Annotated in this window: 16 protein-coding genes; 8 read left to right on the forward strand and 8 right to left on the reverse strand. The window is 59.6% G+C overall.

From position 1 onward, the window contains the following. Positions 1-33: 33 nt before the first annotated feature. A complete protein-coding gene (locus CUC44_RS16370) occupies positions 34-1,956 on the reverse strand; it encodes a RecQ family ATP-dependent DNA helicase (protein WP_100860940.1) in 1,923 nt (640 codons plus the stop codon). 338 nt (positions 1,957-2,294) lie between these two features. Between CUC44_RS16370 and sstT the strand changes: the two genes are divergently transcribed. Both sstT and CUC44_RS16380 read left to right on the forward strand, forming a co-directional pair. Then, positions 2,295-3,542 carry a serine/threonine transporter SstT gene (gene sstT / locus CUC44_RS16375; protein ID WP_100860941.1) on the forward strand — a complete coding sequence of 416 codons (1,248 nt, stop codon included), beginning with the start codon at positions 2,295-2,297 and terminating at the stop codon, positions 3,540-3,542. A 325-nt stretch (positions 3,543-3,867) separates the two neighbouring features. After that, positions 3,868-4,320: a DUF6979 family protein gene (locus CUC44_RS16380; protein ID WP_100860942.1), complete on the forward strand. Its 453-nt coding sequence runs from the start codon at positions 3,868-3,870 to the stop codon at positions 4,318-4,320. A 65-nt stretch (positions 4,321-4,385) separates the two neighbouring features. Here CUC44_RS16380 and CUC44_RS16385 read toward each other — a convergent pair whose 3' ends face one another. From CUC44_RS16385 to pabB, 4 genes are all read right to left on the reverse strand, one after another. Then, a complete protein-coding gene (locus CUC44_RS16385) occupies positions 4,386-5,012 on the reverse strand; it encodes a heme-binding beta-barrel domain-containing protein (protein ID WP_100860943.1) in 627 nt (208 codons plus the stop codon). A 758-nt stretch (positions 5,013-5,770) separates the two neighbouring features. After that, complete coding sequence (locus tag CUC44_RS16390) at positions 5,771-7,066, reverse strand: serine/threonine transporter (protein WP_100860944.1); 1,296 nt, start codon at positions 7,064-7,066, stop codon at positions 5,771-5,773. Between the two features lie 215 nt (positions 7,067-7,281). Then, positions 7,282-7,848, reverse strand: a complete 567-nt coding sequence (locus CUC44_RS16395; RefSeq protein WP_100860989.1) for a CoA pyrophosphatase — start codon at positions 7,846-7,848, stop codon at positions 7,282-7,284. A 50-nt stretch (positions 7,849-7,898) separates the two neighbouring features. After that, positions 7,899-9,239, reverse strand: a complete 1,341-nt coding sequence (gene pabB, locus CUC44_RS16400) for an aminodeoxychorismate synthase component I (protein ID WP_425266327.1) — start codon at positions 9,237-9,239, stop codon at positions 7,899-7,901. A gap of 296 nt (positions 9,240-9,535) precedes the next feature. On the opposite strand from pabB, the gene CUC44_RS16405 reads away from it, so the two are divergent. After that, complete coding sequence (locus CUC44_RS16405) at positions 9,536-11,059, forward strand: fumarate hydratase (protein WP_100860946.1); 1,524 nt, start codon at positions 9,536-9,538, stop codon at positions 11,057-11,059. A 245-nt stretch (positions 11,060-11,304) separates the two neighbouring features. On the opposite strand, the gene CUC44_RS16410 is transcribed toward CUC44_RS16405, so the two are convergent. After that, a complete protein-coding gene (locus CUC44_RS16410) occupies positions 11,305-11,793 on the reverse strand; it encodes a cell division inhibitor (protein ID WP_100860947.1) in 489 nt (162 codons plus the stop codon). 233 nt (positions 11,794-12,026) lie between these two features. Between CUC44_RS16410 and CUC44_RS16415 the strand changes: the two genes are divergently transcribed. Together CUC44_RS16415 and CUC44_RS16425 are read left to right on the forward strand one after the other, a co-directional pair. Beyond that, entirely contained in the window at positions 12,027-12,224 is a 198-nt protein-coding gene (locus CUC44_RS16415; RefSeq protein WP_005323525.1) for a DUF4250 domain-containing protein, read from the forward strand. 394 nt (positions 12,225-12,618) lie between these two features. Next, on the forward strand, positions 12,619-15,093 hold the full coding sequence (locus CUC44_RS16425; RefSeq protein WP_100860950.1) for a glycogen/starch/alpha-glucan phosphorylase: 2,475 nt from the start codon (positions 12,619-12,621) through the stop codon (positions 15,091-15,093). A gap of 191 nt (positions 15,094-15,284) precedes the next feature. On the opposite strand, the gene CUC44_RS16430 is transcribed toward CUC44_RS16425, so the two are convergent. Both CUC44_RS16430 and trxC read right to left on the reverse strand, forming a co-directional pair. Beyond that, positions 15,285-16,670 carry an SLC13 family permease gene (locus CUC44_RS16430; RefSeq protein ID WP_100860951.1) on the reverse strand — a complete coding sequence of 462 codons (1,386 nt, stop codon included), beginning with the start codon at positions 16,668-16,670 and terminating at the stop codon, positions 15,285-15,287. A gap of 155 nt (positions 16,671-16,825) precedes the next feature. After that, complete coding sequence (gene trxC / locus CUC44_RS16435; protein WP_100860952.1) at positions 16,826-17,266, reverse strand: thioredoxin TrxC; 441 nt, start codon at positions 17,264-17,266, stop codon at positions 16,826-16,828. Between the two features lie 153 nt (positions 17,267-17,419). On the opposite strand from trxC, the gene CUC44_RS16440 reads away from it, so the two are divergent. The 3 genes from CUC44_RS16440 (at position 17,420) to CUC44_RS16450 (ending at position 24,036) form a co-directional block, all read left to right on the forward strand. Beyond that, positions 17,420-20,218 (forward strand): hybrid sensor histidine kinase/response regulator, encoded by a 2,799-nt coding sequence (locus CUC44_RS16440; protein ID WP_100860953.1) that lies wholly within the window; start codon positions 17,420-17,422, stop codon positions 20,216-20,218. Between the two features lie 140 nt (positions 20,219-20,358). Continuing rightward, entirely contained in the window at positions 20,359-22,095 is a 1,737-nt protein-coding gene (locus CUC44_RS16445; protein ID WP_100860954.1) for an ABC transporter transmembrane domain-containing protein, read from the forward strand. Positions 22,096-22,284: 189 nt separating this feature from the next. Next, entirely contained in the window at positions 22,285-24,036 is a 1,752-nt protein-coding gene (locus tag CUC44_RS16450; protein ID WP_100860955.1) for an ABC transporter transmembrane domain-containing protein, read from the forward strand. The last annotated feature ends 257 nt before the right edge of the window (positions 24,037-24,293 follow it).

Raw genomic sequence — 24,293 nt, forward strand, 5'->3', positions numbered from 1 at the left:
AGGGTCTTATTTTTTGGGGTCCGGCAAAAACCGTTAGGGGATAGGAGGGTAGGCGCGAGATACCGCCGCCAACACCTCGGCGAACGGATGTGCCGCCAACTGGCCAAAGCCCGCCAGATTCTTTGCCTTGACCCTGGTGGTCAAGGGGGTGGCGATGCCACACAGGAAACGGGTCAGGATGCGGGGCTCCTGGCTATGGCACAGGGCCACCAGGGGATCACACCAGGCACGCAGTCCCTGTTCGTTGGGCAGGGCTGGGGCCGGTAGCGATGGCAGGATGGCAACTTCGCCCCGGCAGACGGAGCAGTGCCCGCACTGGCTCGGCGCCTGCTTATCGGCGAAGTAGCTGGCCAGCTCATGGCTCAGGCAGTTGCTCGAGGTAAAGAAGTTGAGCAGGGCCTGCAACCTTGCCAGTTCACTCTGCTCTTTTTGCTCGAACAGGGCGTGCAGCTGGGTCGCCAGCGCTGCCACATCTAGGTCTTGACGCAATACCCGATACACCTCCGTCATCTGCTTGCTCTCGAGTTCAATCCAGCCCTGCTGTTGCAGATAGTCCAGCGCCGCGGCGGCGCGGTGCCTCTCTCCCTGATAACCCTGCCAGAGTGCATCGAAATCCATGGTGCACCAGCTGCGAGCCTGGGGGGCACAGGCAAACAGCTGCTCCAGGAACTGGCGCCGATCAGGATTGAAACGCGCCAGGATCTCCTGTTTATCCAGCACGAACTTGAAGCGATATTCGGCGAAATAGCTGTAGGCCGGCGCTATCACGCCCGCCATCTCCAGATAGACCAGCAGGGTCTTGAGGGGCAGCTGGCGAATGTTGGTGTCATTGGAGAGGCGCAGCAGGCCAAACTCCCACTCGGTGCCGCTTTGTTGCACCGTCTCGAGCAAGGCCAGGATGGCGGCCTTGTCCGGCGTATCCCCGTAGACGAAGTTTTCGAGCACTGGCAGCTGGGCCCGGCTGGCCAGCACCAGGCAGCGGGAGGGTTGGCCATCACGTCCGGCGCGGCCTATCTCCTGGCTGTAGTTCTCGATGGATTTGGGCAAGTCGTAGTGGATCACCCGGCGGATATCGGCCTTGTCGATACCCATGCCAAAGGCGATGGTGGCGACGATGCAATCGAGCCGGCCCGCCATGAAGTCGTGCTGGATCTGGCTGCGCAGGGTCGAGTCCAGCCCGGCGTGATAGGCGCAGGCCCGGATCCCTGCCCGTTGCAGGTGTTCGGCGCACTGCTGCGCCGTGTGTTGCAGGGTGACATAGACGATGGTCGGCGCCGCGGGGTCGCGTTGCATCTCCTTTTGCAGCCAGGTATCGCGGGCGCTGCCGGCCAGGGGGACGACGGCGAGATCCAGGTTGGCGCGATAAAAGCCGGTGACCACCAGATCCTCTTTATCGATGCCGAACTTGGCCTGCATGTCTGCCATGACCGCCGGGGTGGCGGTTGCGGTGAGCAGCAGCACCTGGGGGATAGCGAGCTCGCGGCGATGGCTCGGCAGCTTCAAATAGTCCGGGCGAAAGTTGTGACCCCACTCCGAGATGCAGTGCGCCTCATCTACGACCAGCAGGGAGAGCGGCACCCCGGCGATAAAGCGGCGAAAACGCTCGTTCTTCAACCGCTCCACCGAGATCATCAGGATCTTGAGTTGGCCATCGCTGGCTTGCTGCATCACCCGTCGGCTCTCCTCCGGTGTCAGGCTCGAATCCAGGGTCGCTGCGGCTATGCCCTTGCTTTTCAGGAAGGCGAGCTGATCGTGCATCAGGGCTATGAGGGGGGAGATCACCAGGGTCAGATGGGGCAAGGCAAGGGCAGGTAACTGATAGCAGAGGGACTTGCCGGCGCCGGTCGGGAAGATGGCCGCCGCACTCTTGCCTGCGAGCAAGCGGCTGATCACCGCCTCCTGGCCGGGTCTTAACCGATCGAATCCGAAGTGACGGGTCAATAGAGAGGGGATCATGGCAAGGCTCCAGCACAGACAAAAGAGCGGCATGATACCACTGTTGGGGCCGCCCGGCCGATGATCGGACTGGAATGGCGACATTTTGACCGTGGTTGATATTGTGTTATCACATTGTTGTAGATTTTTTGTGAGGTAACCCTGATATTTTTCAGTGATTAAGTGGAAAAAAACGGTGGCAGATGGGATATTCCTTGTCCGCAGCGCCATGGGTTTTGGACAGATCCAGAAGAAGATTTGCCAACCGTGTTCACCGTCGATGTGCCGGTGTCACGACGTGTGGCTAGCTGCCCACAGGACTAATGATTCACGCACCCAGGGTGCACAGGGACTATTTGATGACACAACAACACCCCCTCATACGACTGGTCAACAGCACCAGTCTGGTTAGCCAGATCCTGGTCGGTCTGGTACTCGGTATTTTACTCGCCATGCTGATGCCGGAATGGGCCAAGGCGGCAGGCCTGCTCGGCAGCCTGTTCGTCGGCGCCCTGAAGGCGGTGGCCCCGCTGCTGGTGTTTGTGCTGGTAATGGCGGCCATCATAGGTCACAAACAGGGTCAAAAGACCAATATGAAGCCGATCCTGCTGCTCTACCTGCTGGGGACCTTCCTGGCGGCGGTGGTGGCCGTAGTGGCGAGCTTCCTGTTCCCCTCCAACCTGCATCTGGTGGCGAGCAGCGCCGAGATCACCCCGCCGGGCGGCATCACGGAAGTGCTGCAAACCCTGCTGTTCAACGTGGTCACCAACCCGGTGAAGGCACTGATCGATGCCAACTACATCGGCATCCTGGCCTGGGCCATCGGTCTTGGCATCGCCATGCGCCACGCCAGCGAAGGCACCAAGACCCTGATCACCGATCTCTCCCACGGGGTCTCCACCATCGTCAAGGCGGTGATCCGCTGCGCCCCGCTCGGTATCCTGGGTCTGGTCGCCTCCACCCTGGCCGAAACCGGCTTCGGCGCCCTGCTCGGGTATGCCCAATTGCTGATGGTGCTGATCGGTTGCATGCTGTTCATTGCCTTCGTGGTCAATCCGCTCATCGTGTTCTGGAAGATCAAGCGCAACCCCTATCCGCTGGTGCTGACCTGCCTGCGTGAGAGCGGTGTGACCGCCTTCTTCACCCGCAGCTCCGCCGCCAACATCCCGGTCAACATGGCTTTGTGCGAGAAACTGCGTCTGCCGGAAGACACCTATGCTGTCTCCATCCCGCTCGGCGCCACCATCAACATGGCCGGCGCCGCCATCACCATTACCGTGCTCTCCATGGCGGCGGTGCATACCCTGGGGATGGAAGTGGATCTGGCGACTGCCGTGCTGCTCTCCGTGGTGGCCACCGTCAGTGCCTGTGGCGCCTCCGGTGTGGCCGGTGGCTCACTGCTGCTGATCCCGCTGGCGTGCAGCCTGTTTGGCATCAGTAACGATATCGCCATGCAGGTGGTCGCGGTCGGCTTCATCATCGGGGTGCTGCAAGACTCCGCCGAAACGGCCCTCAACAGCTCCACCGACGTACTCTTCACCGCGGCCGCTTGCATGGCCGAGGACGAGGCCCTGCAGGGCACGGCCGAGCTCTCTCGCGAAGCCTGATAGCAAGGTCTTATCCCAGCGAAAACGCCCTCCTGTGAGGGCGTTTTTTATTGGGTAGTCAAAGAGGCTCACAGCCGCTTGCCAATATGGCTTTCGAACCGAATGCCGCTGACCGCCAGCCTTATCGGTTTATATTATTCAATAGCATTGATGCCAATTAACCAGATAATTCGAATATAAATGACGGATCATTATCCCAGATCAAATTATATTTCTATTGCTGGAGCGGGTTGTCAGGAATAGAAAAATACGATGGCGTCGATAGATAATTTACAGGCCGAGGCTGCATCGCCATGCCGTATCATAATAAAAACGGGAGGTGGCTATGATTATCTATGGGAAGTATGGCGGCGCCGCGCTAAGGGCAGTGCACATCATGGTGCAGTATAATCATGCCCATGCCGCGGCATGGGACATGGCAATATATGAAGCCTTTGGCGATTGCACCAGGGTTCAGAAATTCAAGAACAACCCCAAGGTGACCTTCTTGACCCTGTGCAGCCTGGGTGCCATCAGTTGTGTTATGCCCATCAGATATTCGGCGGCGGCCAAGACCAAGAAATATGTGGTCAGTGCACTCGGCCTGTTGTCAAAGAAGGACAGGGTCAAGCCCATCTGTGCCGATGACTTGTGGGCCGAGGTGATGTCAGACTGCCAACTGACAAAACCCCTGAAGCATAATAACCAGATGGACGTGATATTGACGCTCTGGTATTCAAATATGCTGAACCTCGATGAGGTGGGGCCAGAATTGGATATGAAAGAGATGATGCTATAAAGGCATTGCCGAAACAGCATTAAATAAAAGCCAAGGCAAGGGATGCCTTGGCTTTTTTCATGTCATTAATTGACCTTGCTCAGTGCCCCGCTGTCGGTATGGGCGAAGGGTTTACCATAGACATTCAGGCTGGTGGTCTGGCTGTACTTGAGCAGGCCTTTCTCGGAGAAGTCCAGCGACATGGCAAAGTCGGTCGTGGTGTCGTTGGCCGTCATGTAGCTGCTCTCCGAGATGCCTCGCTTGCCGGTCTTGAAGTCAATCTTGTTACCCGCCTTGCCCTCGGTCACGACGCAGACCGCACGGGGGATGCAGTAGGAGTTGTAGACCACCTGATTCTGCTTGTCGTAGATGAGGTAACCCCGCTGATCATGGAACTTGCCATTGTCGCTCTTCCTGAATACTTCCTGCTTGTAATACATGGCCACCAGATATTGCTCGCTGGCATTCTTGGCATCGGCGGCGGGTTCAAAGGTAATAACTTCATAGAAAGGCTCGACGGCGGGACCTCCCTTGCCGGCCTTGCTGCCCTCTTGTCCCGGCGCCACATCGACACCGCCGGATTCAATGCTTTTCCAGGTGCCTGCCAGTGGCGCCAGGGGGCCAAAGTCCAGGCCATTGATCATCCCATCGGCTTGGGCATATGCCAGGGTGGAGCTGGTCAGTAACAGCGCAGAGATAATATGTTTGTTCATAAAACACTCCCATCGGAATTGAATCATTATTTTTATACTCGGTTCAAGCAGGAGTGACGTTATAAGGTCTAGCGGTTTGTCGTCAATTAAACCATGTTCTGAATATTCATTTTTGTGAAGGGGGTATATATTTATCAGGAAAGAAAAAATAGCTTTTGATTTAACGCAATGAATATTGCTTCAATATTAAATCCACACATGACTTGGATCAAACTAGGATTTTATATTGCAAGTGGTGTGGGACTTAATAAAAGATTGATCTCGACATTGTATCGGGTTCAACTGCTCGCGCTCGTTGAGATGACTGATGTTTGCTTTAATAAAAAGTGTAGAGGTTGTTTTATTTTATTTGGTAATGCCGTGTCGTCATGCTGGTTTGTATATTTGGTATGGAAATGGTGACTCCAAATATCACGGGGAATGAAAGTCAGAAATATGAGCTCCATTGTTTTTGATAATAATCGTGATGCTCTGAAATTTGTTCCGAGACTGAATCCACCTGACAACACAGGTTGTGTCGAAGAATCATCTAGCCTCTATTGCAGACAGAGGTTTCTCTGAGTGGCTCGCCGCCTGTGGTAGATGATGTTATCACCGGGCAAGTCGAGGGGGCAGAAGTCGCCTGAGTGATACCGATGACATGGAATAGTTGGGCTCGGCTGGTGCCAGAGTAGATAGCGATGGGGGGAGAGGTAAAGCTTGGCCATAAAAAATGCCCGCCAGGGTGGCGGGCATGGAGGAGTCAGAGGCTGACGAGCTTAGAACAGCTGGTACAGGATGGCGGAGATGGCAATCAGCCCCATGGTCGCCACGAAGACGTTGCTGATCTGGCCCTGGTATTTCGCCATGGCGGGGACGCGCTTGATGGCGTACATGGGCATCAGGAACAGGATGGTCGCGATGATGGGACCGCCTAGGGACTCGATCATGCCGAGGATGGAGGGGTTAATCACGGCCACGGCCCACAGGGTCAGGATGAAGAAGGCGATGATAAACATCTCGACCTTCTTGGTGTTCGGGGTCTTGCCGGACTTGCTCATGTTCTGGACGATCATCCCCTTCAGACCTTCACGGGCACCCAAATAGTGGCCGAAGAAGGAGGAGACGATGGCGACGAAGGCAACCAGCGGACCGAAGTAGGAGATGACAGGACTCGCATGCTGGTTGGCCAGGTAGGAGAGCACGGCGATGTTCTGGGACTTGGCTTCTGCCAGCTGGGCCGGGGTCAGGCTCATCACGCAGGAGAAGACGAAGAACATCACGAAGCCCAGCAGGATCATGGCGGTGCGCTTCAAGATGGCGTCGGACTTGGCGACGGCGTTGTCGCCGTAGTCACGGCGCTGGGCCAGGGCGAAGCTGGAGATGGCCGGGCTGTGGTTGAAGGAGAACACCAGTACCGGGATGGTCAGCCACAGGGTGGTGGCAAAGTCCTTGGCGGACGGCACCTGGGAGAGGGCGGCGCCGGTCCAGTCCGGAATCAGGTACAGGGAGATGCCCGCCAGGATGGCGATGAGCGGGTAGACCAGGAACTCGGTGACTTTGAGCATCAGCTTCTCACCGGCCAGCATGACCGACATCATGCCCATGATCAGCACGATGGAGAGGATCCAGCGCGGCGGTGCACTCATCTGCAGCTGGTTGACCATGAAGCTCTCCACCGTGTTGGTGATGCCCACGCCGTAGATCAGCACTATGGGGTAGATGGCGAAGAAGTAGAGCAGGGTGATTAATTTACCGGCGCCGACACCAAAGTGTTCTTCCACCACCTGGGTGATGTCCGCATTGGGGTTCTTGGAGGAGAGCACGAAGCGCGCCAGGCCGCGGTGGGCCAGGTAAGTCATGGGGCCGACCAGCAGCGCCATCACCACCAGTGGCCAGAAGCCACCCATGCCGGCGTTGATGGGCAGGAACAGGATACCGGCGCCAACGGCGGTACCGAACAGGCTGATCACCCAGGTGGTGTCCTGCTTGTTCCAACTACGAGCTTGGGTGGAGCGGTTCGCTTGCTCCAGTGTGGTCGCGGCGTCTGGTGCGCCGGTGACAGTATTAGACATGTATCTCACCCCGAATGTGTGGTTTTAATTAGTCGGCGAAAGAATACTTTTTTTTTAATCAAAAATGTTGATCAGATTCACCTTTGTGAGGGGCAAACCCGTACTTTCTTATGAAAATGTGATCAAAAGAATAAAAAATCAAAATTTCTTTATCATATGCAATGTTAGTTGAGTGTTAAATGGATAATTTTTCAGCTCCTCGGGTTATCAGAATGTTATTTTGATAAGTGCTGAGACAGTTGGCGGATCATGCTGGCGGTAGCCCCCCAGATGAAAGATTGTTGCCAGGGGATCCAGTAGATGGTGTGGCTCCGACCGGCTCTTGGGATGGTCAGGGCGATGTGATTGACGGGGTTGAGCACATGGCTGAGGGGCACCTCGAAGGCCTGCTCCACCTCATCCGGGCTCAGGGTGAGCTGGTAATTCGCATCCACCATGGCGAGCACAGGCAGCACATCATAGAGAGAGATGGTGTTGAGGGGGGTGAGGCTGCCGATGACATGGATCTGGCTGGCGGGGATCCCGAGCTCCTCCCGGGTCTCTCGCAGCGCCGTCTGGATCAGGCTCTCGTCCTCGGGATCCTGACGCCCGCCAGGGAAGCTGATTTGCCCAGGGTGATGGCGCAGCTGGGCGCTACGGCGGGTCAGCAGCAGTTGCAGCCCCTGTGGGCGCTCCACCAGGGGCAGCAGCACGGCCGCCGGCTTGAGCCCAGCCAGCATCAGCCGATGTGCCGGGGCAGGGCGCTGCAGCAAGAAGCGGGTCAGCAGTTCGGCGTGGCCAATCTCGGTATCCATCTCGAGGCGTGACTCCTTCATGTCTGTGAGCATCGGCATCATGAGCCCAGTGTATCCAGCAGCGGCAGGATGCGGGCCACCTTGTCATAGGTTTCCTGGTATTCGTCGTCCACATTCGAGTCGGCTATGATGCCGCCCCCCGCCCAGCAGTGCAGCCAGCCCTGCTCTGCTATCAGGGTGCGAATGCAGATGCTGGTGTCCATCCGGCCATGCTGGCTCAGGTAGCCGATACTGCCGCAATAGGCATTGCGCCGCTGGGGCTCCAGCTCCTCGATGATCTCCATGGCCCGGATCTTGGGGGCCCCCGTGATGGAGCCGCCGGGGAAGCAGGCCCGCAGCAGATCCACCCCCTGCCAGCGCGCATCCAGCTCGCCGTGTATGGTGGACACCAGATGGTGCACGGCGGGGAAGGACTCCACCGCAAACAGATGTGGCACACAGACCGAGCCCGGGCGGCTCACCCGGCCTATATCGTTGCGCAAGAGATCCACGATCATCAGGTTCTCGGATCTGTCCTTGTCGGCGCCGGCCAGCTCCTCGGCCACCTGCCAGTCGATGGCAGGATCTGGATGGCGGGGGCGGGTGCCCTTGATGGGCTTGGTCTCGATATGACGGCCATCGAGCAGCAGAAAACGCTCGGGCGAGAGGCTCAGGATCGCGCTCTGTGGCAGGCGAATAAAGGCGGAGAAAGGCGCCTTGTTGGCTGCACTGAGGGCGCGATAGGCCGCCCACTCATCCCCCTGGTAAGGGGCGCTGAAGCGTTGGGTGAGGTTGATTTGATAACAATCTCCCGCCGCCAGATAGGCCTGGATCCGCGCGAACTTGTCACCGTATTCGGCCCGGCTCATGTTGCTCTGCCAGGGACCCTGTAACGAGAATGCACCTTGCAAAGGGGCGGATGCCGGTGCCCGCTCCGGTGTGGCAATGGGGATGGCGCGCCTTGCCTGCAACCACATCAGCCGGCTGGCAAGTCCCGCCTCATCTCCCCAATGCACCAGCTGCCAGCGGCCGGTCGCGACCTCGCGCAGCAGGGCCCAGTCGTAGATCCCGACCGCCATGTCCGGCACCTGGATATCCGCCTGGGCTTGCTCCGGCAGTTGCTCGAAGTGGCGCCCCAGGTCGTAACCAAACAGCCCCAGGGCGCCGCCAATAAACGGCAGACCGGCGCCGATGGCGTCGCTCTGAGGTTGCAGCTCCCCCAGCAGGGCTTGCTGCGTGCTGGCGAGCAGGGCGAGGGGATCGCCATCGTGCTTCTCATATTGATCGCCACTGTGCATGATTGTGCTGGCACCCCGGGTCTCCAGGGTGGCGAGGGGATCGGCGCTGATGATGTCGAAGCGGTTGTCGGCGCCCGCCGGGCCTGCCGATTCCAGCAAGATGGCCCAGGGCTCATGGTGCAAGGGGGTAAACAGCGTGTGAAGCGATGTTTGCGGGTCGAAATGGTGGATATGCAGTCTTGGTTTCATTTTTTGTTACACAGGCAACAGTTTGCACCCAGCTCCCTAGCCGGTAAGGGTGCTCAAGCGTATCATGGCGGCCGGCATTTACAGAAAAACACCGTTATAAAAACACGCCGTTGTCTGCCGGCCCTGTGCGCATCTGCCGCCTGCCGAAGGCTCGGCTCATATGGAAGCCCTTGCTCGCATTACTTGAGACAAGGACCAGTGAGGATGATATGAGCATCATTAAAAAACAGGACTTTATCGATTCTATTGCCGACGCCCTACAGTACATCTCTTTCTACCATCCCCTCGATTTCGTCCATGCCGCCAAGGCCGCCTATGACCGTGAGATCAACCCGGCCGCCAAGGATGCCCTGGCCCAGATCCTGATCAACTCCCGCATGTCCGCCGAAGGTCATCGTCCTCTGTGCCAAGACACTGGTATCGTCACCTGCTTCGTCAAGATCGGCATGAAGGTGCAGTGGGACAGCGACATGACGGTGCAGGAGATGGTGGATGAGGGTACTCGCCGCGCCTACACCAATCCGGACAACCCGCTGCGCGCCTCCGTGCTCGCCGATCCGGCAGGCAGTCGCAAGAATACCAAGGACAATGCTCCGGCCGTGGTGCACATCGACATGGTGCAAGGCGACAAGGTGGAGGTGAGCATAGCCGCCAAGGGCGGCGGCTCCGAGAACAAGTCCAAGATGGTGATGCTCAACCCCTCGGACGACGTGGTCGAGTGGGTACTGAAAACCGTGCCGACCATGGGTGCAGGTTGGTGCCCGCCCGGCATGCTGGGCATTGGCATCGGCGGTACCGCCGAGAAGGCGGCCGTGCTCGCCAAGGAAGCCCTGATGGAGCACATCGACATTCAGGAGCTGATCGCCAGAGGTCCCGAGACCACAGAAGAGAAGCTGCGGGTCGAGCTCTATGACAAGGTCAACAAGCTGGGGATTGGTGCCCAGGGCCTGGGCGGCCTCACTACCGTGTTGGATGTGAAGGTGAAATCCGCCCCGACCCACGCAGCCTCCAAGCCGGTGGTGATGATCCCCAACTGCGCCGCCACCCGTCACGTGCACTTCGAACTCGATGGCTCTGGCCCGGCTGAGCTGACCCCGCCCAAGCTGGAAGACTGGCCCGAGATCACCCGCGAGTCCGGTGGCAACGTGCGCCGGGTCAATGTGGACGGCATCACCAAGGCCGAGCTCGCCAGCTGGAAGAGCGGCGATACCGTGCTGCTCTCCGGCAAGATCCTGACCGGTCGCGACGCGGCCCACAAGCGCATCGCCGACATGCTCAAGAATGGCGAAGGCCTGCCGGAAGGGGTCGATTTCACCAACCGCTTCATCTATTACGTGGGCCCGGTGGATGCGGTCCGTGACGAAGTGGTCGGCCCGGCCGGTCCCACCACCTCCACCCGGATGGACAAGTTCACCGACATGATGCTGGGTGAGACCGGTCTCATCGGCATGATAGGCAAGTCGGAGCGCGGCCCCAAGACGGTGCAGAGCATCAAGCAGTACCAGGCCGTCTACCTGATGGCCGTGGGCGGTGCCGCCTACCTGGTGGCCAAGGCCATCAAGAAGGCGCGGGTCGTGGCCTTTGCGGATCTCGGAATGGAAGCCATCTACGAATTCGAGGTGGAAGACATGCCGGTGACCGTTGCCGTCGACTCTCAGGGCAACAACATCCACGAAACCGGCCCGGCTTACTGGTCGGCCAAGATAGCCGAGCTGGACGTCAAGCTCTCCTGACCTAGCCGGCTTTCACCAGAGGGATGGCCTGACCATGGCCGCTCCTCTCACACAGTAAAAAGGCGACCCCAGGGTCGCCTTTTCCATGTCTGCGTGATCAGCATCTTCTATGCTTGCGAGCAGCAGAGGTGGAAGATTCTGCTGTCGGAGAGGGGAATGAGAGAGCAGGATAGGGGAATATGGGCACTGGCCCATCATTGCCAGCGAAGTCCGCTCTTTCTTATCGGCTTGCACACCATGGCCTCTCAATGATTGAGATAGACATCCTGCCCGCCGTAGCTGAGGACCCCATTCGCAGGCAGAGGCGCACCCTTGGGTTCGAAGAAGCGGGTCAGTACACCGGTGCGTTGGCCCAAGGTATTGAGCTTGGCGCGATCGAGCGCTATCTGCTCCGGCAGCCAGGTCAGCACGGCGGCGCAGTGGCCATTCCCTAAGCTCTGCTCCAGCATGCGTTGCCAGTTCTTGATCTTGGCGCCATGCACCACCAGGATCCGGGCCGGGTTGATCCCCTGAGCACGCAGTTGCTCCGCCGCTGGCAACTTGGGCGGCGCGATCAGCAGGATCCAGCCGCTGTCGTTCTGGCTTAAGCGTCCCAGCTCGTCCAGCAGCGGGACTTCATGCAGGCTGGGCGCCAGTCGATGATCATGCTCTACCTTGCTCTGGTGGCGGGTCGGCCAGGGGGCGATCAGGCCGACAGAGGAAGCGTGGGGGCGGTGACTCAGGGGCTGGCTCATATGTTTGTCCTGTATGAATAACCATGCTGTATGCGTATACAGTAGTTCCATCTCCAGCCAGTGACAAGTCATTTGTGGATGAAAGTGTGATCGGATTAACAGGGCTGTGCGCTATTTGATTGAATCAGAAGGAAATTTACACTCAATATGGGTTGGGTGTTTTTTGCGCTATGGACAAAGGGAAGGCAGGGGCTCATGGTTATACAGTATGTATAGCGAGAGGAGGGACCAGGATGGATGTCAGCACCTTGCAACGGCTGGATGCCAATATTCTGCTCGGGATCATCAACGAAAAGCTGCGGCTGGAGTGCGATGGTCTGGAAGAGCTGTTGGCCTACTACGACATGACGGAAGATCAGTTGGCCACGCGTCTGCAGCAGATCGGCTACCACTATGATCCCATGAGCAACCAGTTCAAGGCTCATGGTTAATTCGGTTATCAAGGTGCTCCAACTGGAGCACCTTATTTTTATTGTCAGCTTGTGCCAGTCGGCATTGAAATCGCTTTCAAATGGCCTCGGCTGTGGCGTTATTTTCACGTATTTTCAGAGCCTTTCAACCATTGAAAACCTATTCATGAAGTTATCTTTTAAATTAAAATTCAACCAATTGATTTTTATGGTTATTTTAATTTTATTAAGGTGGGGTCAAGGAAAGGGTTTTCATACTTGAACTGTCATTTTTATGCGTTAAAGTGTGACTCATGTTAACGTTTAGCCCATCGGCTTTAGCTAGTATGCCAACGCCGGAACATATTCTGAGATAACAACAGTGCCGGTCCCGAATGGGATAACAATTTTTATTTGTAACGAAGGAAAATGGTTTATGGCTACCAAGAAGAAGACAGACCAGGATCTCCAACTGGATAAAGATCAGCTCAAAGCGAGTATCGTGCGTCACCTGCGTTCTACCTTGGGGACAAGCGAACAGAAAGCCTCGCCAGAAGCGTGGTGGAAAGCGACCGCCGCCGCCGTCAACGAACAGGTGTACGAGCGCCTGACCCGTACTCAGCAGACTCATTTCAAGAAAGATACTCGTGCGATTCACTATCTCTCTGCTGAATTCCTGATGGGGCGTTTGACCTCGAACAACCTGCACAACCTCTCTCTGTACAAGATTTGTGAAGAAGCCCTCGGCGAGCTCGGCCTGGAGCTGACCGATCTCTGTGAACAAGAGCCTGACATGGCCCTTGGCAACGGCGGCCTGGGTCGTCTGGCGGCCTGCTTCATCGACTCCCTCGCCACCCTGAACTACCCGGCGGTGGGCTACGGCATCCATTACGAGCACGGCCTGTTCCGTCAGGAAATTCAGGATGGCCGCCAGATTGAGCGCCCGGACACCTGGCGTGAATACGGCAACCCCTGGGAGATCTGCCGCCCCGAATCCGTGCAGGAGATCCCGCTCTATGGCTATGTCGAGACCGTGTTCGGTGACAACGGTGGCCTGAAGAAGGTATGGCACGCCGGTCGCAAGATCAAAGGGGTGCCCTGGGATATCCCTGTGGTGGGCTTTGGCGGTCACACCGTCAACATCTTGCGACTGTGGGAATCCCGCGCCTCCGAGTTCTTCGACTGGGACGTGTTCAACGCCGGCGGTTATGTCGACTCCCAGGCCGAGAAAGCCCAGGCCGAGACCATCTCCAAGGTGCTCTACCCGAACGATGAGACCGACGCCGGCAAGGAGCTGCGCCTGATCCAGCAGTACTTCTTCTGCGCCTGCTCCATCAAGGACATCATGCGCCGCTACAAGCGCGCCCATGGCAGCGACTTCAGCAACTTCGCCGCCCAGATCGCCATCCAGCTCAACGATACCCACCCGACTGTGGCCATCCCCGAGTTGATGCGGGTGCTGGTGGATGAAGAGGATCTGACCTGGGAGGCCGCCTGGGCCATCTGCTACCGGGTCTTCTCCTACACCAACCACACCCTGCTGCCAGAGGCGCTGGAGAAGTGGTCCGTCAGCCTGTTCGAGAAGGTGCTGCCCCGTCACCTCGAGATCATCTATGAGATCAATGCCCAGTTCCTGAACAAGCTGGTGGAGCCCAAGTGGCCGGGTGACGATGCCATCAAGGCCAAGCTCTCCATCATTGAAGAGGGTGCCGTGCGCAAGGTGCGCATGGGCAACCTGTGCGTGATCGGCTCCTCCAAGGTCAACGGCGTGGCCGAAATCCACTCCAAGCTGGTGAAAGAGGATCTCTTCCCCGAGTTCGCCGCGCTCTGGCCAGAGAAGATGTGCAACGTCACCAACGGCGTGACCCCGCGTCGCTGGCTGCTGGCCTGTAACCCAGAGCTCGCCGAGCTCTACAACGAGGTGGTGGGCAAGGAGTGGCCGCTGCAACTGGACAAGCTGCGCGCCGTCACCCAGTTTGCCGACGACAAGTCGTTCCAGCAGCAGTTCATGCGCATCAAGCGTCACAACAAGGAGAAGCTGGTCAAGGTGATCAAGGCCGAGACCGGCATCGATGTGAGCGCAGAAGCCATCTTCGACATCCAGATCAAGCGCCTGCACGAGTACAAGCGCCAACAGCTGAACCTCATCCACATCATGGCGCTCTACCGTCGCCTGCTGGCCAACCCCGACTACGACATGCACCCGCGGGTGTTCATCTTCGGCTCCAAGGCGGCGCCCGGTTACAAGCTGGCCAAAGACATCATCTACGCCATCAACAAGCTGGCGGAGCGGGTCAACAACGATGCCCGCATTCAGGGCAAGCTGAAAGTGGTGTTCATGCCGAACTACCGGGTGAGCCTGGCGGAGAAGCTGATCCCGGCCGCCGACGTGTCCGAGCAGATCTCCACCGCCGGCTACGAAGCCTCGGGGACCGGCAACATGAAGATGGCTCTGAACGGCGCCATTACCATCGGCACTCTGGATGGAGCCAACATCGAGATCGCGGAAGAGGCGGGCGCCGAGAACTGCGCCATCTTCGGTCTGAACGTGGACGAAGTGAAGGCGCTGAAGGCTCGTGGTTACAACCCCTACGACTTCTACTATGCCAACTCCGAACTGAAAGCCGTGCTGGACTGGTTCGATACCGACTACTTCACGCCGGGTCGCCCGGGCGAGCTATCGTCCATCAAGCGCTCCCTGCTGGAAGGAGGAGATCCTTACCTGACCCTGGCGGACTTCGCCTCCTACTCGGACGCCCACAAGCTCATCGATACCTGGTATCGGGATCCGGCGCTCTGGGCCAAGAAGGCCATCATCAACTCGGCCACCATGGGCAAGTTCAACTCCGACCGCTCCATCCAGGACTATGTGGAACGGATCTGGAACCTGAAGGCCTGCGACATCGGCTAAGCGTCCCGAGACAACAAGCAACCCCCGCACTGCGGGGGTTTTTTATTCTGCCTGGTTCGGTTTTTTATCGTGTAACTGACTACTGGAATCAGTGTTGATGGTAGGAGTGGGTAGTATTTTTATGGAATGGCAGTCAGAGGTGATGAAAGAAAAAGGGCCCCGTGAGGGGCCCTGGCAATCCGGGATGCGGATCAGTGCAGGATATCGCCCATGAAGTAGGCCAGCAGGGTCAGGATGACGGTGAACACCAGGTTCAGCGCCAGACCCGCCCGCATCATCTCCCGCTGCTGGATATGACCGCTGGCGAAGACGATGGCGTTCGGCGGCGTGGCCACCGGCAGCATGAAGGCGCAGGAGGCGCCGACGGCGATGAGCACGGACACGACGATGGGGGAGACACCCAGCGCCTCGGCCACGCCGGCAAACAGCGGCACCAGCAGGGCGGCGGTAGCGGTGTTGGAGACCAGCTCGGTCAGGAACACCACGAAGGCCGCAAGGCAGAGCAGGATCACGAAGATCGGCATGGTGGAGAGGCCGCTGGAGAGGTGCTCCGCCAGGAAGGCGTTGGCGCCGGTTTGCTTCAAGATGGAGCTCAAGGTCAGGCCACCCCCGAACAGCAGCAGCACACCCCAGTCGGTGTTCTGGTTGATGTCATCCCAGCTGGCGACCCGGCTGACGGCGATGGCCAGGATGGCGCCCATGGCGATCAGGGTATCGAACTGGGGAATGCCGCCGAGCGCCGCGGCGATGGGCTGGGAGCCTATCCACAGCAAGACGGTGGCGAGGAAGATGAGCAAGGTGGTCTTGCGCTGACCGGTCCACTCTATGGTGACCTTCTCGGTGCTGACCTGATGAGACAGATCCGGGCGGGTGACCAGATAGAGCAGACCTATGCCCACGGGCATGAAGATGAGCACCACAGGGATGCCGAATTTCAGCCAGTCGGTGAAGCCGATGCCCATCTGGGCGGCGGCGATGGCATTGGGGGGGCTGCCCACCAGGGTGCCGATGCCGCCGATGCTGGCGCTGTAGGCGACCCCCAGCAGGACGAAGACCAGGGTGCGGCGCTCCTTGTGGACGTCGAGCCCTTTGAGCATGCCGAGGGCCAGCGGCATCATCATGGCGGCGGTGGCTGTGTTGCTGATCCACATGGAGAGCGCCGCCGTGATGGTGAACAGCACTATGGCCGCCCAGCCGAGGTGCCCCTTGGCGAGTTGCATCACCTTGGCGGCGATCTGGGTGTCGAGCCCCTGCTTGGAGAGGGCCGCCGCCAGGGCGAAACCGCCGAAGAAAAGGAACAGCACCGGGTTGGCGAAGTCGGTGAGGGACTTACTCATGTCGAACACCCCGAGCAGGGTGGCGAGCACCGGGATCGAGATGGCCGTGATGGTGATGTTTACCGCCTCGGTCAGCCAGAGGATGGCGATGAAGATGAGGATGCCGAGCCCCTTGTTGACCATGGGATCAAACGGGAGCCAGGCGAGCATGGCACAGAGCAGCAAGACGTCCAGGATGACGATCCCGGCCTTGATGTCCAGCCAACGTGGTGGGGCAGAGGGAACAGCAGATGTGTGCATGTTGTTTTTCTCGGTTAATTTATGGTTGTTGTTGTGTTGCCGAGGTTACATTTATCCCCCTGTTTGAAACAGGGGGAAGTGGTCAAAGCATGTGGCGACTCACAGAGTAAATTGCAAATGGATCTGATATTAAACAAAAATCAAACAAGCTGTTTTCATTTGACCTCGGCGCTGACCGACAGCAGCCACTCCTTGAACGGGCTCTTGGGCAATGAGCCGCTGCGCTGGGCCACTACCTTGCCCTGGCGGAACACCATCAGGGTGGGAATGCTGCGAATAGCGTAACGACTGGCGATGGCGGCTTCCTGTTCGGTGTCGAGTTTGACGAAGCGGATGCGGGGCTCGAGCTCTCGTGCCATCTCCTGAAAGACCGGGGCAAATTGCAGGCAGGGGCCGCACCAGCTGGCCCAGAAATCCACCACGACCGGCACGTCGGAGTTGATCAGGGTATCGAACTGGGCCGATCGTCCTGCCACCGGGCTCATCCCGGTCAGGGCGGCGTGGCAGCGGCCACACTTCGCGTTTGAATCCAATTTTTCGTCGGGCAGGCGGTTGCGGGTAAAGCAGTGGCTACAATAGGTGGTGATAAGTGACATTATGGGTTCCTTAATTCATGGCTCGGCAACATCTTTATTGCATCGACAGAGCAGACTAACGGTAACATAGCAGTCAATAATTTTTCACAGCTGGCGATCGGGTCCTGACGAAGGTCCCCGAATGGCCGGCCATGACAAGAGAATCGAGACGGGATGAAGAGTGTTGCACGCGTCAATCGTGTTGTCCTGAGCCTTATCATCATATCGCTGCTGGCGTTTTCAACCTATTGCTGGCAGTTGCTCAGTCAGCAGCAGAGGGCCTCCGAGCTGAGTGTGGCCGCCGAACTGGTGTTGAACCGGATCAATACCGACACCGTCTATCTGCTTGGGCGGGAGAAGGCGAGCGATGGCAGCGTGCAGCAGCGGCTCAGCCTGCTCTCCAACAGCCTCGACAACTTCGTGACCCTGGTTCGCGAAGACCCGAGCTCGGCCGATGATCCCAAGTCTCAGGCGCTGCAGCGAGACATAGACGGCTATCTGCTGGATTTGGCCAAGCTCTATACCATGGAGATGACCATAGAGTACCTGGAGCCACGCTTTCAGAGTCAGCTCAAGTCGCTGATGGCCAGCGTGCCCGTGGAGAGCGCGCTGCACCGGGATCTCACCGATCTGGCCCGGCTGAACCACTACCTCAGGCGTAGCTGGGATCTGGATGAACAACGCCAGCTGCTGGCGTTGCAACAGCGCCTCGGCGAGACGGCTCCCGAGCAGCCCAAGATCATGGCCATCAATCAGCTGAGCCAGGATCTCAACCGCCAGGTGATCAACTACCACCGCTTGCGCAACCAGATCATCGAGATGAAGGGGCTGGGCTCCTTGCCGGTGTGGAAACAGAGCAAGCTGGATCAGGCCTCCTCCCTCAAGAGCCACTTCTACCTGATGGTGCTGGGTGGCGCTCTGCTCTGCTTCTCCCTGGTGGCGGCGACCCTGTGGCGCCGCAACCAGAAGCTGAGCGAGCTCTCTCGCCATACCGTGTTGCTGGCCCAGGCCAAGAGCGACTTTCTGGCCAACATGAGCCACGAGATCCGCACCCCCATGAACGCCATCATAGGTTTCAGCGCCTTGGCGCTGCAGACCGATCTGGATCAGCAGCAGCGCGATTACCTCAACAAGATCAAATCCTCCTCGGACACCCTGCTGCTGCTCATCAACGACATCCTGGATCTCACCAAGGTGGAGTCCGGCAAGCTGACCCTCGAAGAGATCGACTTTGACTTGAGCGAGCAGCTCGACTCCCTGGCGGCCATGTTTGCCGATCTGGCGGAGCGCAAGCAGATCGAGGTCATCATCAACAAGTCGCCGGCGGTGCCGGACTTTCTGCGCGGGGATCCCCTGCGCCTCGGCCAGGTGCTGGTGAACCTGGTCAACAACGCGATCAAGTTCACCGAGCGGGGGGAGGTGGAGGTGGCCATCACCCTGACCAACCAGTACCCCATGCGGGTGCGCTTCAGCGTGCGCGACACCGGCATCGGCATAGCGCCGGAGAAGCAGGCCCAGCTGTTCCAGCCCTTTACCCAGCTGGAGGCGGGCAACACCCGCAAATACGGTGGCTCAGGGCTTGGGCTCAACATCTCCCAGCGGCTGGTGGGCCTGATGGGCGGCGAAATAACGGTGCAGAGCAAGCCCGGAGTGGGTTCGACCTTCCTGTTCGAGATCCCCATGTCCCAGGCGGTCTATGGGGTCTCCGGGCGCCGGGTCTTCTTCGAGCATCAGCCCCTGATCCTGATGATGGACGACAACGAGCTGGTGCTGGATCTCGCCAAGGACATACTGGGCCGGGCCGGCGCCACCGTGATGACGGTGAACAGCGTCTCCCGCGCCCGCCAGGTGCTGCGAGAAGAGGGGCAGAACATTCGCCTCGCGATCCTCGACTGGCGCATGGGTCAGGAGGATGGGCTGGATCTGGCCCTCGAGATGTATCAGCACAGCCAGTGGCGCCGTTTGCCTGTCCTGATGACCAGCGCCTGGGCCAGAGAAGGCTTGCACGGGCGCATGGAGAGCATGGGGCTGTCCCATTTCCTGGCCAAGCCCATGACCGAGAATGCGCTGCTGGCCAAGGTGGATGAGCTGCTCAACGGCAGCTCCCACGATCGCAACCTGCGCCAGGCCGAAGCCCAGGGGGATCAGCAGCACTTCAGCGATCTGCTGCGCGGCACCCGGGTGCTGCTGGCAGAAGACAACCGGGTCAACCAGCAGCTCATCGTGGAGTATCTGCGCCGGGTCGAGGCCGTGGTGACAGTCGTGGGCAACGGCCGCGAGGCGGTGGAGCAGGTGGCGGAGCAGCCGTTTGATGTGATCCTGATGGACCTGCAGATGCCGGTGCTGGACGGCCTGGATGCGACCCGCCAGATCCGCAAGATGGTGGACAAGCACGACGTGCCCATCATAGCGCTCACCGCCAGCGCCATGCCGGGGGACAAGGAGCGCTGCCTCGGGGTGGGCATGAACGGCTATGTCACCAAGCCGGTCAGCAAGCTGGATCTCTACAACAACCTGCTGCAGTGGGTGAAAAATGCCAATGGTCAGCGCCGGGTTCCATTGGAGGTCAAGCCGCCGGATCTGATGGGGGTGCTGGACTTGGAGGATGCCTTGCGCCGGCTGGAGCAGGACAGGGAGGCGCTGCAGATCCTGTTCAAGCTGTTCCTCTCCGAGCACAAGGACGATCTGTGGGACATCCGCTCCGCCCTACGCCGCCAGCAACCCGAGGTGGCGTGCCGGCTGCTGCATACCCTGAAGGGAGTGTCGGCGAACATCTCTGCCTCCCGCCTGCAACTGCTGGCCGGGGAGCTGGAGTGGCGTCTGCGGCTGAAAGAAGAGCCGAGCGAGGCGGACCTAACCCAGTTGCAACAGGTGTTCAACCAGACCCGGGAGGAGGTGTCCCACTTCCTGCTGACCGGTGAGCAACAAGAGGCGGGCTCCACCCTGTTCGAGTCGCGGGACGAGCGGCTATGAGACAGGGAGGATAGCAATCGTTCTCAAGCCGGCCACTTCAGGCTATGATGACCGACTCCCATCGCCCCCACCTCGGGGGCGATTGTATTGAGCCTCTCCCATGACGGCGGCCAAGGTGCGCCGCGACAAAGGATCCTGATGTGAGCGTATTTTTGCGGCTTGGCTGGTTTTTCAAGGAGCAGTGGCGGCGTTATCTCATCGCCATCTCATTGCTGATGATGGTCGCGCTCTTGACCGTGATCCCGCCCAAGGTGGTGGGCTGGGTGGTGGATGGCATCACCAAGGGGGATCTCGATCAAGGCACCCTGGTGCGTTATCTGGCGGGCCTGTTCGGCCTTGGTCTGCTCATCTACCTGCTGCGCTATGTGTGGCGAGTCATGCTGTTTGGGGCCTCGTATCGCCTGGCGTTTGTGCTGCGCAATCGGCTCTTCACCCACTTCACCCGCATGAGCCCGGATTTCTACCAGCGCCACCGCACCGGCGATCTCATGGCCCACGCCACCAACGATATCCAGGCGGTGGAGATGACCGCCGGGGAAGGGGTGCTGACCCTGGTGGACTCCTTCATCGTCGGGATCCTGGTGCTCTCCATCATGTGCAGCCAGTACTCCTGGCAGCTGACCCTGCTCTCCCTGCTGCCCCTGCCGGTGATGGCGTTTTTCATGAACCGCTTTGGTACCCAGATCTACAAGGAGTTCAAGGCGGCGCAGGGGGCCTTCTCCCGCCTCAACAACAAGACCCAGGAGGCCCTCTCCGGGGTGCGGGTGCTCAAGTCCTATGCGGTGGAGTCCCTCGAAGACAAGGGCTTCGCCGAGCTGACCCGCCAGGCCGGTGAGTGCAACATGGCGGTGGCGCGCATCGATGCCAAGTTCGATCCCGTCATCTACCTGTGCATCGGCTGCTCCTATTTCCTGGCGGTGGCGGGCGGTAGCGCCCTGGTGTTGCAAGACAAGCTGACCCTGGGGGAGCTCACCAGTTTCACCATGTACCTGGGTCAGCTCATCTGGCCCATGTTTGCCATCGCCTGGCTGTTCAACATCATAGAGCGTGGCAGCGCCGCCTATTCGCGCATCGAGACCCTGCTGGCCGAGCGCAGCGACATCGAAGATCCCGCCGAGCCCCATCCCCTCGAGAGTCCTTTCCCGCTGACCATGCAGAACGTGGAGTACCGGCTCGGCGATCGTACCCTGCTGGCGGGGATCGATTTCTCCCTGCCGGCCGGTGGCATGCTGGGGGTGGTGGGCCGCACCGGGGCGGGCAAGAGCTCCCTGCTCAAGCTGCTGATGCGCCTGGCCAACCCCAGCGCCGGCGAGATCACCATGGGCGGCGTACCCATAGCGCGGCTGGCCCTTGGCGAGCTGCGCAGCCAGTTCGCCTATGTGCCCCAGGAGCCGTTTTTGTTCTCCACCACTATCGCCGCCAACATTGCCCTCGGCCGGCCGGACGCCAGTCGGGAGGAGATAGAGAAGGTGGCGCGCATCGCCTGCGTGCACGACGACATCAGCCGCTTCCCCCTGGGATATGAGACCGAGGTGGGGGAGAAGGGGGTGACCCTCTCCGGCGGTCAGAAACAGCGACTCGCCATCGCCCGCGCCCTGTTGCTGGCGGCGCCCATCCTGGTGCTGGACGATGCGCTCTCGGCGGTGGATGCCCACACCGAGCAGCAGATCCTGCAGGCCCTCAAGGCCCACAGGCGTACCCTCATCCTGGTCAGCCACCGCATGACGGCGGTGGAGCAGGCGGACGAGATCCTGGTACTGGAGGATGGCCACATCGGCGAGCGGGGCCATCACGGCGCCCTGATGGCCCAGGATGGCTGGTATGCGGACATGGTGCGCTATCAGCGTCTCGAGCAGGACGTGGAGGAGAATCTGTGAGCCTGATGAATAGACGAGTGCTTCCCCTCATCCCTAACCCTTCTCCCGCCAGGGGAGAAGGGGGCAAAGAGAGTCAATTCCCTGGGAGCGCTGCGCTGGAGGCAAATCTGTGAACCCGACCATTAAACGTCTACCGGTTGCCTTATTGCGCCCGTTATCCGCACCTGAAGCACAATGTGGGGAGAGTCTGTGAACCCGACCATCAAACGACTGCTGGCCTATTGCGCCCGCTACCCCCGCTGGCTGGCTCAGGCGGGCATCTGCCTGCTGCTGGCCACCGGCGCCGAGGTGGCGGGGCCTCTGCTCATCAAGCTGTTTATCGACGACTATCTGGCGCCGCGCCAGCTGGTGTGGCCCGCCATCGCTGCCATTGCCGCTGGCTACCTTGGCCTGCAACTGCTCTCGGCGGTGGGGTTTTACCTGCAGTCCCTGCGCTTTAACCGCATCGCCCAGGCGGTGGTGCAGACGTTGCGTGAGCAGGTGTTTGCCACCGCCATCCGCTTGCCGGCCCGCTACTTTGACAAGCACAGATCCGGGGCCCTCATCTCCCGCATCACCAACGACACCGAGGCCATCATGAACCTCTATGTGCAGGTGATTGGGCTCTTGGTGCAAAAAGTGGTGCTCTTGTGCGGCATCCTCATCTCCATGGCCCTGCTGGATCTGCGGTTGATGCTGGTGTGCGCCACCCTCTTGCCTGCGGTAGGGGCCGTGATGTGGCTCTACCAGAAACTGAGCGTGCCCGTGGTGCGAGCGACCCGCAGCCTGCTCTCCGACATCAACAGTAGGCTCAACGAGTCCCTGCAGGGGATGCCGGTGATCCAGGCCATGGTGCAGGAGCGCCACTTCGCCAACGCCTTTGCCAGCGTCAACCAGCAGCACTGGCACGCCCGCCTCAAGAGCTTGAAGATCAACGGTATCTTGCTGCGCCCCCTCATCGACATGTTCTACATGATGGTGCTGATAGGGCTCTTGGCCCTGTTTGCCCACGAGGGTTTAAGCACAAGCGGCGCCATCCAGGTGGGGGTGCTCTACGCCTTCATCAGCTATCTGGGGCGGATGATAGAGCCGCTCATCGAGATGACCAACCAGCTTAACCAGTTGCAGCAGGCCATGGTGGCGGGGGAGCGGGTGTTCGCCCTGCTGGACGAGTCTCGCGAGAGCACCCAAGGGGAGAGCCCGGCGTTGCAGGGGCGGGTGAGTTTCGAGGGGGTGAGCTTCTCCTACGACGGCCAGCAGCCCGTGCTGCGAGACATAAGCTTCAGCACCCGCCCCGGCCGTATGCTGGCGCTGGTGGGTCACACCGGCAGCGGCAAATCCACCGTCATCAGCCTGCTGATGGGCTTCTATCCCATCGGCAGTGGCACCATCCGCTTCGACGATCACCCGCTGGCGGCGCTGTCGCTCGCGGCGGTGCGCCGCTGCATCGGCCTGGTGCAGCAGGATCCCTTTATCTTCGTTGGCACCCTGGCGGAGAACCTGCGGCTCGGCCGTGATGGCATCGACGAGGGGACGCTGTGGCGGGCGCTGGACGAGGTGCAGCTGGCCGGGTTTGTGAAAAGCCTGCCACAGGGGCTCGAGACCCTGATGGAGGAGGGGGGCAAGAACCTCTCCGCCGGTCAGCGTCAGCTGCTTTCGTTTGCCCGCGCTTTGGTGGGGGATCCGCGGATCCTCATCCTGGACGAGGCGACCGCGAGCGTGGACTCCCAGACCGAGCTCGCGCTCTCCCAAGCCCTTGCGGCGGCGCGCCGTGGCCGCACCACCATCGCCATCGCCCACCGGCTCTCCACCATAGTGGATGCAGACGAGATCCTGCTGCTGTCCCGCGGTCAGGTGAATGAGCGGGGCACCCATGGCGAGCTGATGGCCCAAGGGGGCCATTACGCCCAGCTGTTCGAGATGCAGAGCCAGGGGGCCTGGCTCGAGGAGCAGCGGGCCTGAGCGCGGTCGCAGACAAACAGTGCAAACAAGCAGCACAGATAAAAAAAACAGCCGGCAAATGCCGGCTGTTTTGTTTGGTGAGTCTGTCAGAGCAAGGGCTTAGTGCGGGTCAGTAGCTTGGGCCGCAGGGGCGGGAAGCCGCCGTTGAAGAAAGTGCCTGCCTCTTCCATCGGTGCCTTGCGCGGCTCGATATCGCTCCTCAGGTGGCGTTATGGCATCACCTGTATTGGCCACAAGCTGTTGCAACAGACCGACGT

This window comes from Aeromonas lusitana (assembly GCF_002812985.1).
In the GTDB taxonomy this organism is placed as follows: Bacteria; Pseudomonadota; Gammaproteobacteria; order Enterobacterales; family Aeromonadaceae; genus Aeromonas; species Aeromonas lusitana.

Coding starts and splice junctions, on each gene's coding strand:
- CUC44_RS16370 (WP_100860940.1), bottom strand. CDS start 1,956: ATGATCCCCTCTCTATTGACCCGTCACTTCGGATTCGATCGGTTAAGA.
- sstT (WP_100860941.1), top strand. CDS start 2,295: ATGACACAACAACACCCCCTCATACGACTGGTCAACAGCACCAGTCTG.
- CUC44_RS16380 (WP_100860942.1), top strand. CDS start 3,868: ATGATTATCTATGGGAAGTATGGCGGCGCCGCGCTAAGGGCAGTGCAC.
- CUC44_RS16385 (WP_100860943.1), bottom strand. CDS start 5,012: ATGAACAAACATATTATCTCTGCGCTGTTACTGACCAGCTCCACCCTG.
- CUC44_RS16390 (WP_100860944.1), bottom strand. CDS start 7,066: ATGTCTAATACTGTCACCGGCGCACCAGACGCCGCGACCACACTGGAG.
- CUC44_RS16405 (WP_100860946.1), top strand. CDS start 9,536: ATGAGCATCATTAAAAAACAGGACTTTATCGATTCTATTGCCGACGCC.
- CUC44_RS16410 (WP_100860947.1), bottom strand. CDS start 11,793: ATGAGCCAGCCCCTGAGTCACCGCCCCCACGCTTCCTCTGTCGGCCTG.
- CUC44_RS16415 (WP_005323525.1), top strand. CDS start 12,027: ATGGATGTCAGCACCTTGCAACGGCTGGATGCCAATATTCTGCTCGGG.
- CUC44_RS16425 (WP_100860950.1), top strand. CDS start 12,619: ATGGCTACCAAGAAGAAGACAGACCAGGATCTCCAACTGGATAAAGAT.
- CUC44_RS16430 (WP_100860951.1), bottom strand. CDS start 16,670: ATGCACACATCTGCTGTTCCCTCTGCCCCACCACGTTGGCTGGACATC.
- trxC (WP_100860952.1), bottom strand. CDS start 17,266: ATGTCACTTATCACCACCTATTGTAGCCACTGCTTTACCCGCAACCGC.
- CUC44_RS16440 (WP_100860953.1), top strand. CDS start 17,420: ATGAAGAGTGTTGCACGCGTCAATCGTGTTGTCCTGAGCCTTATCATC.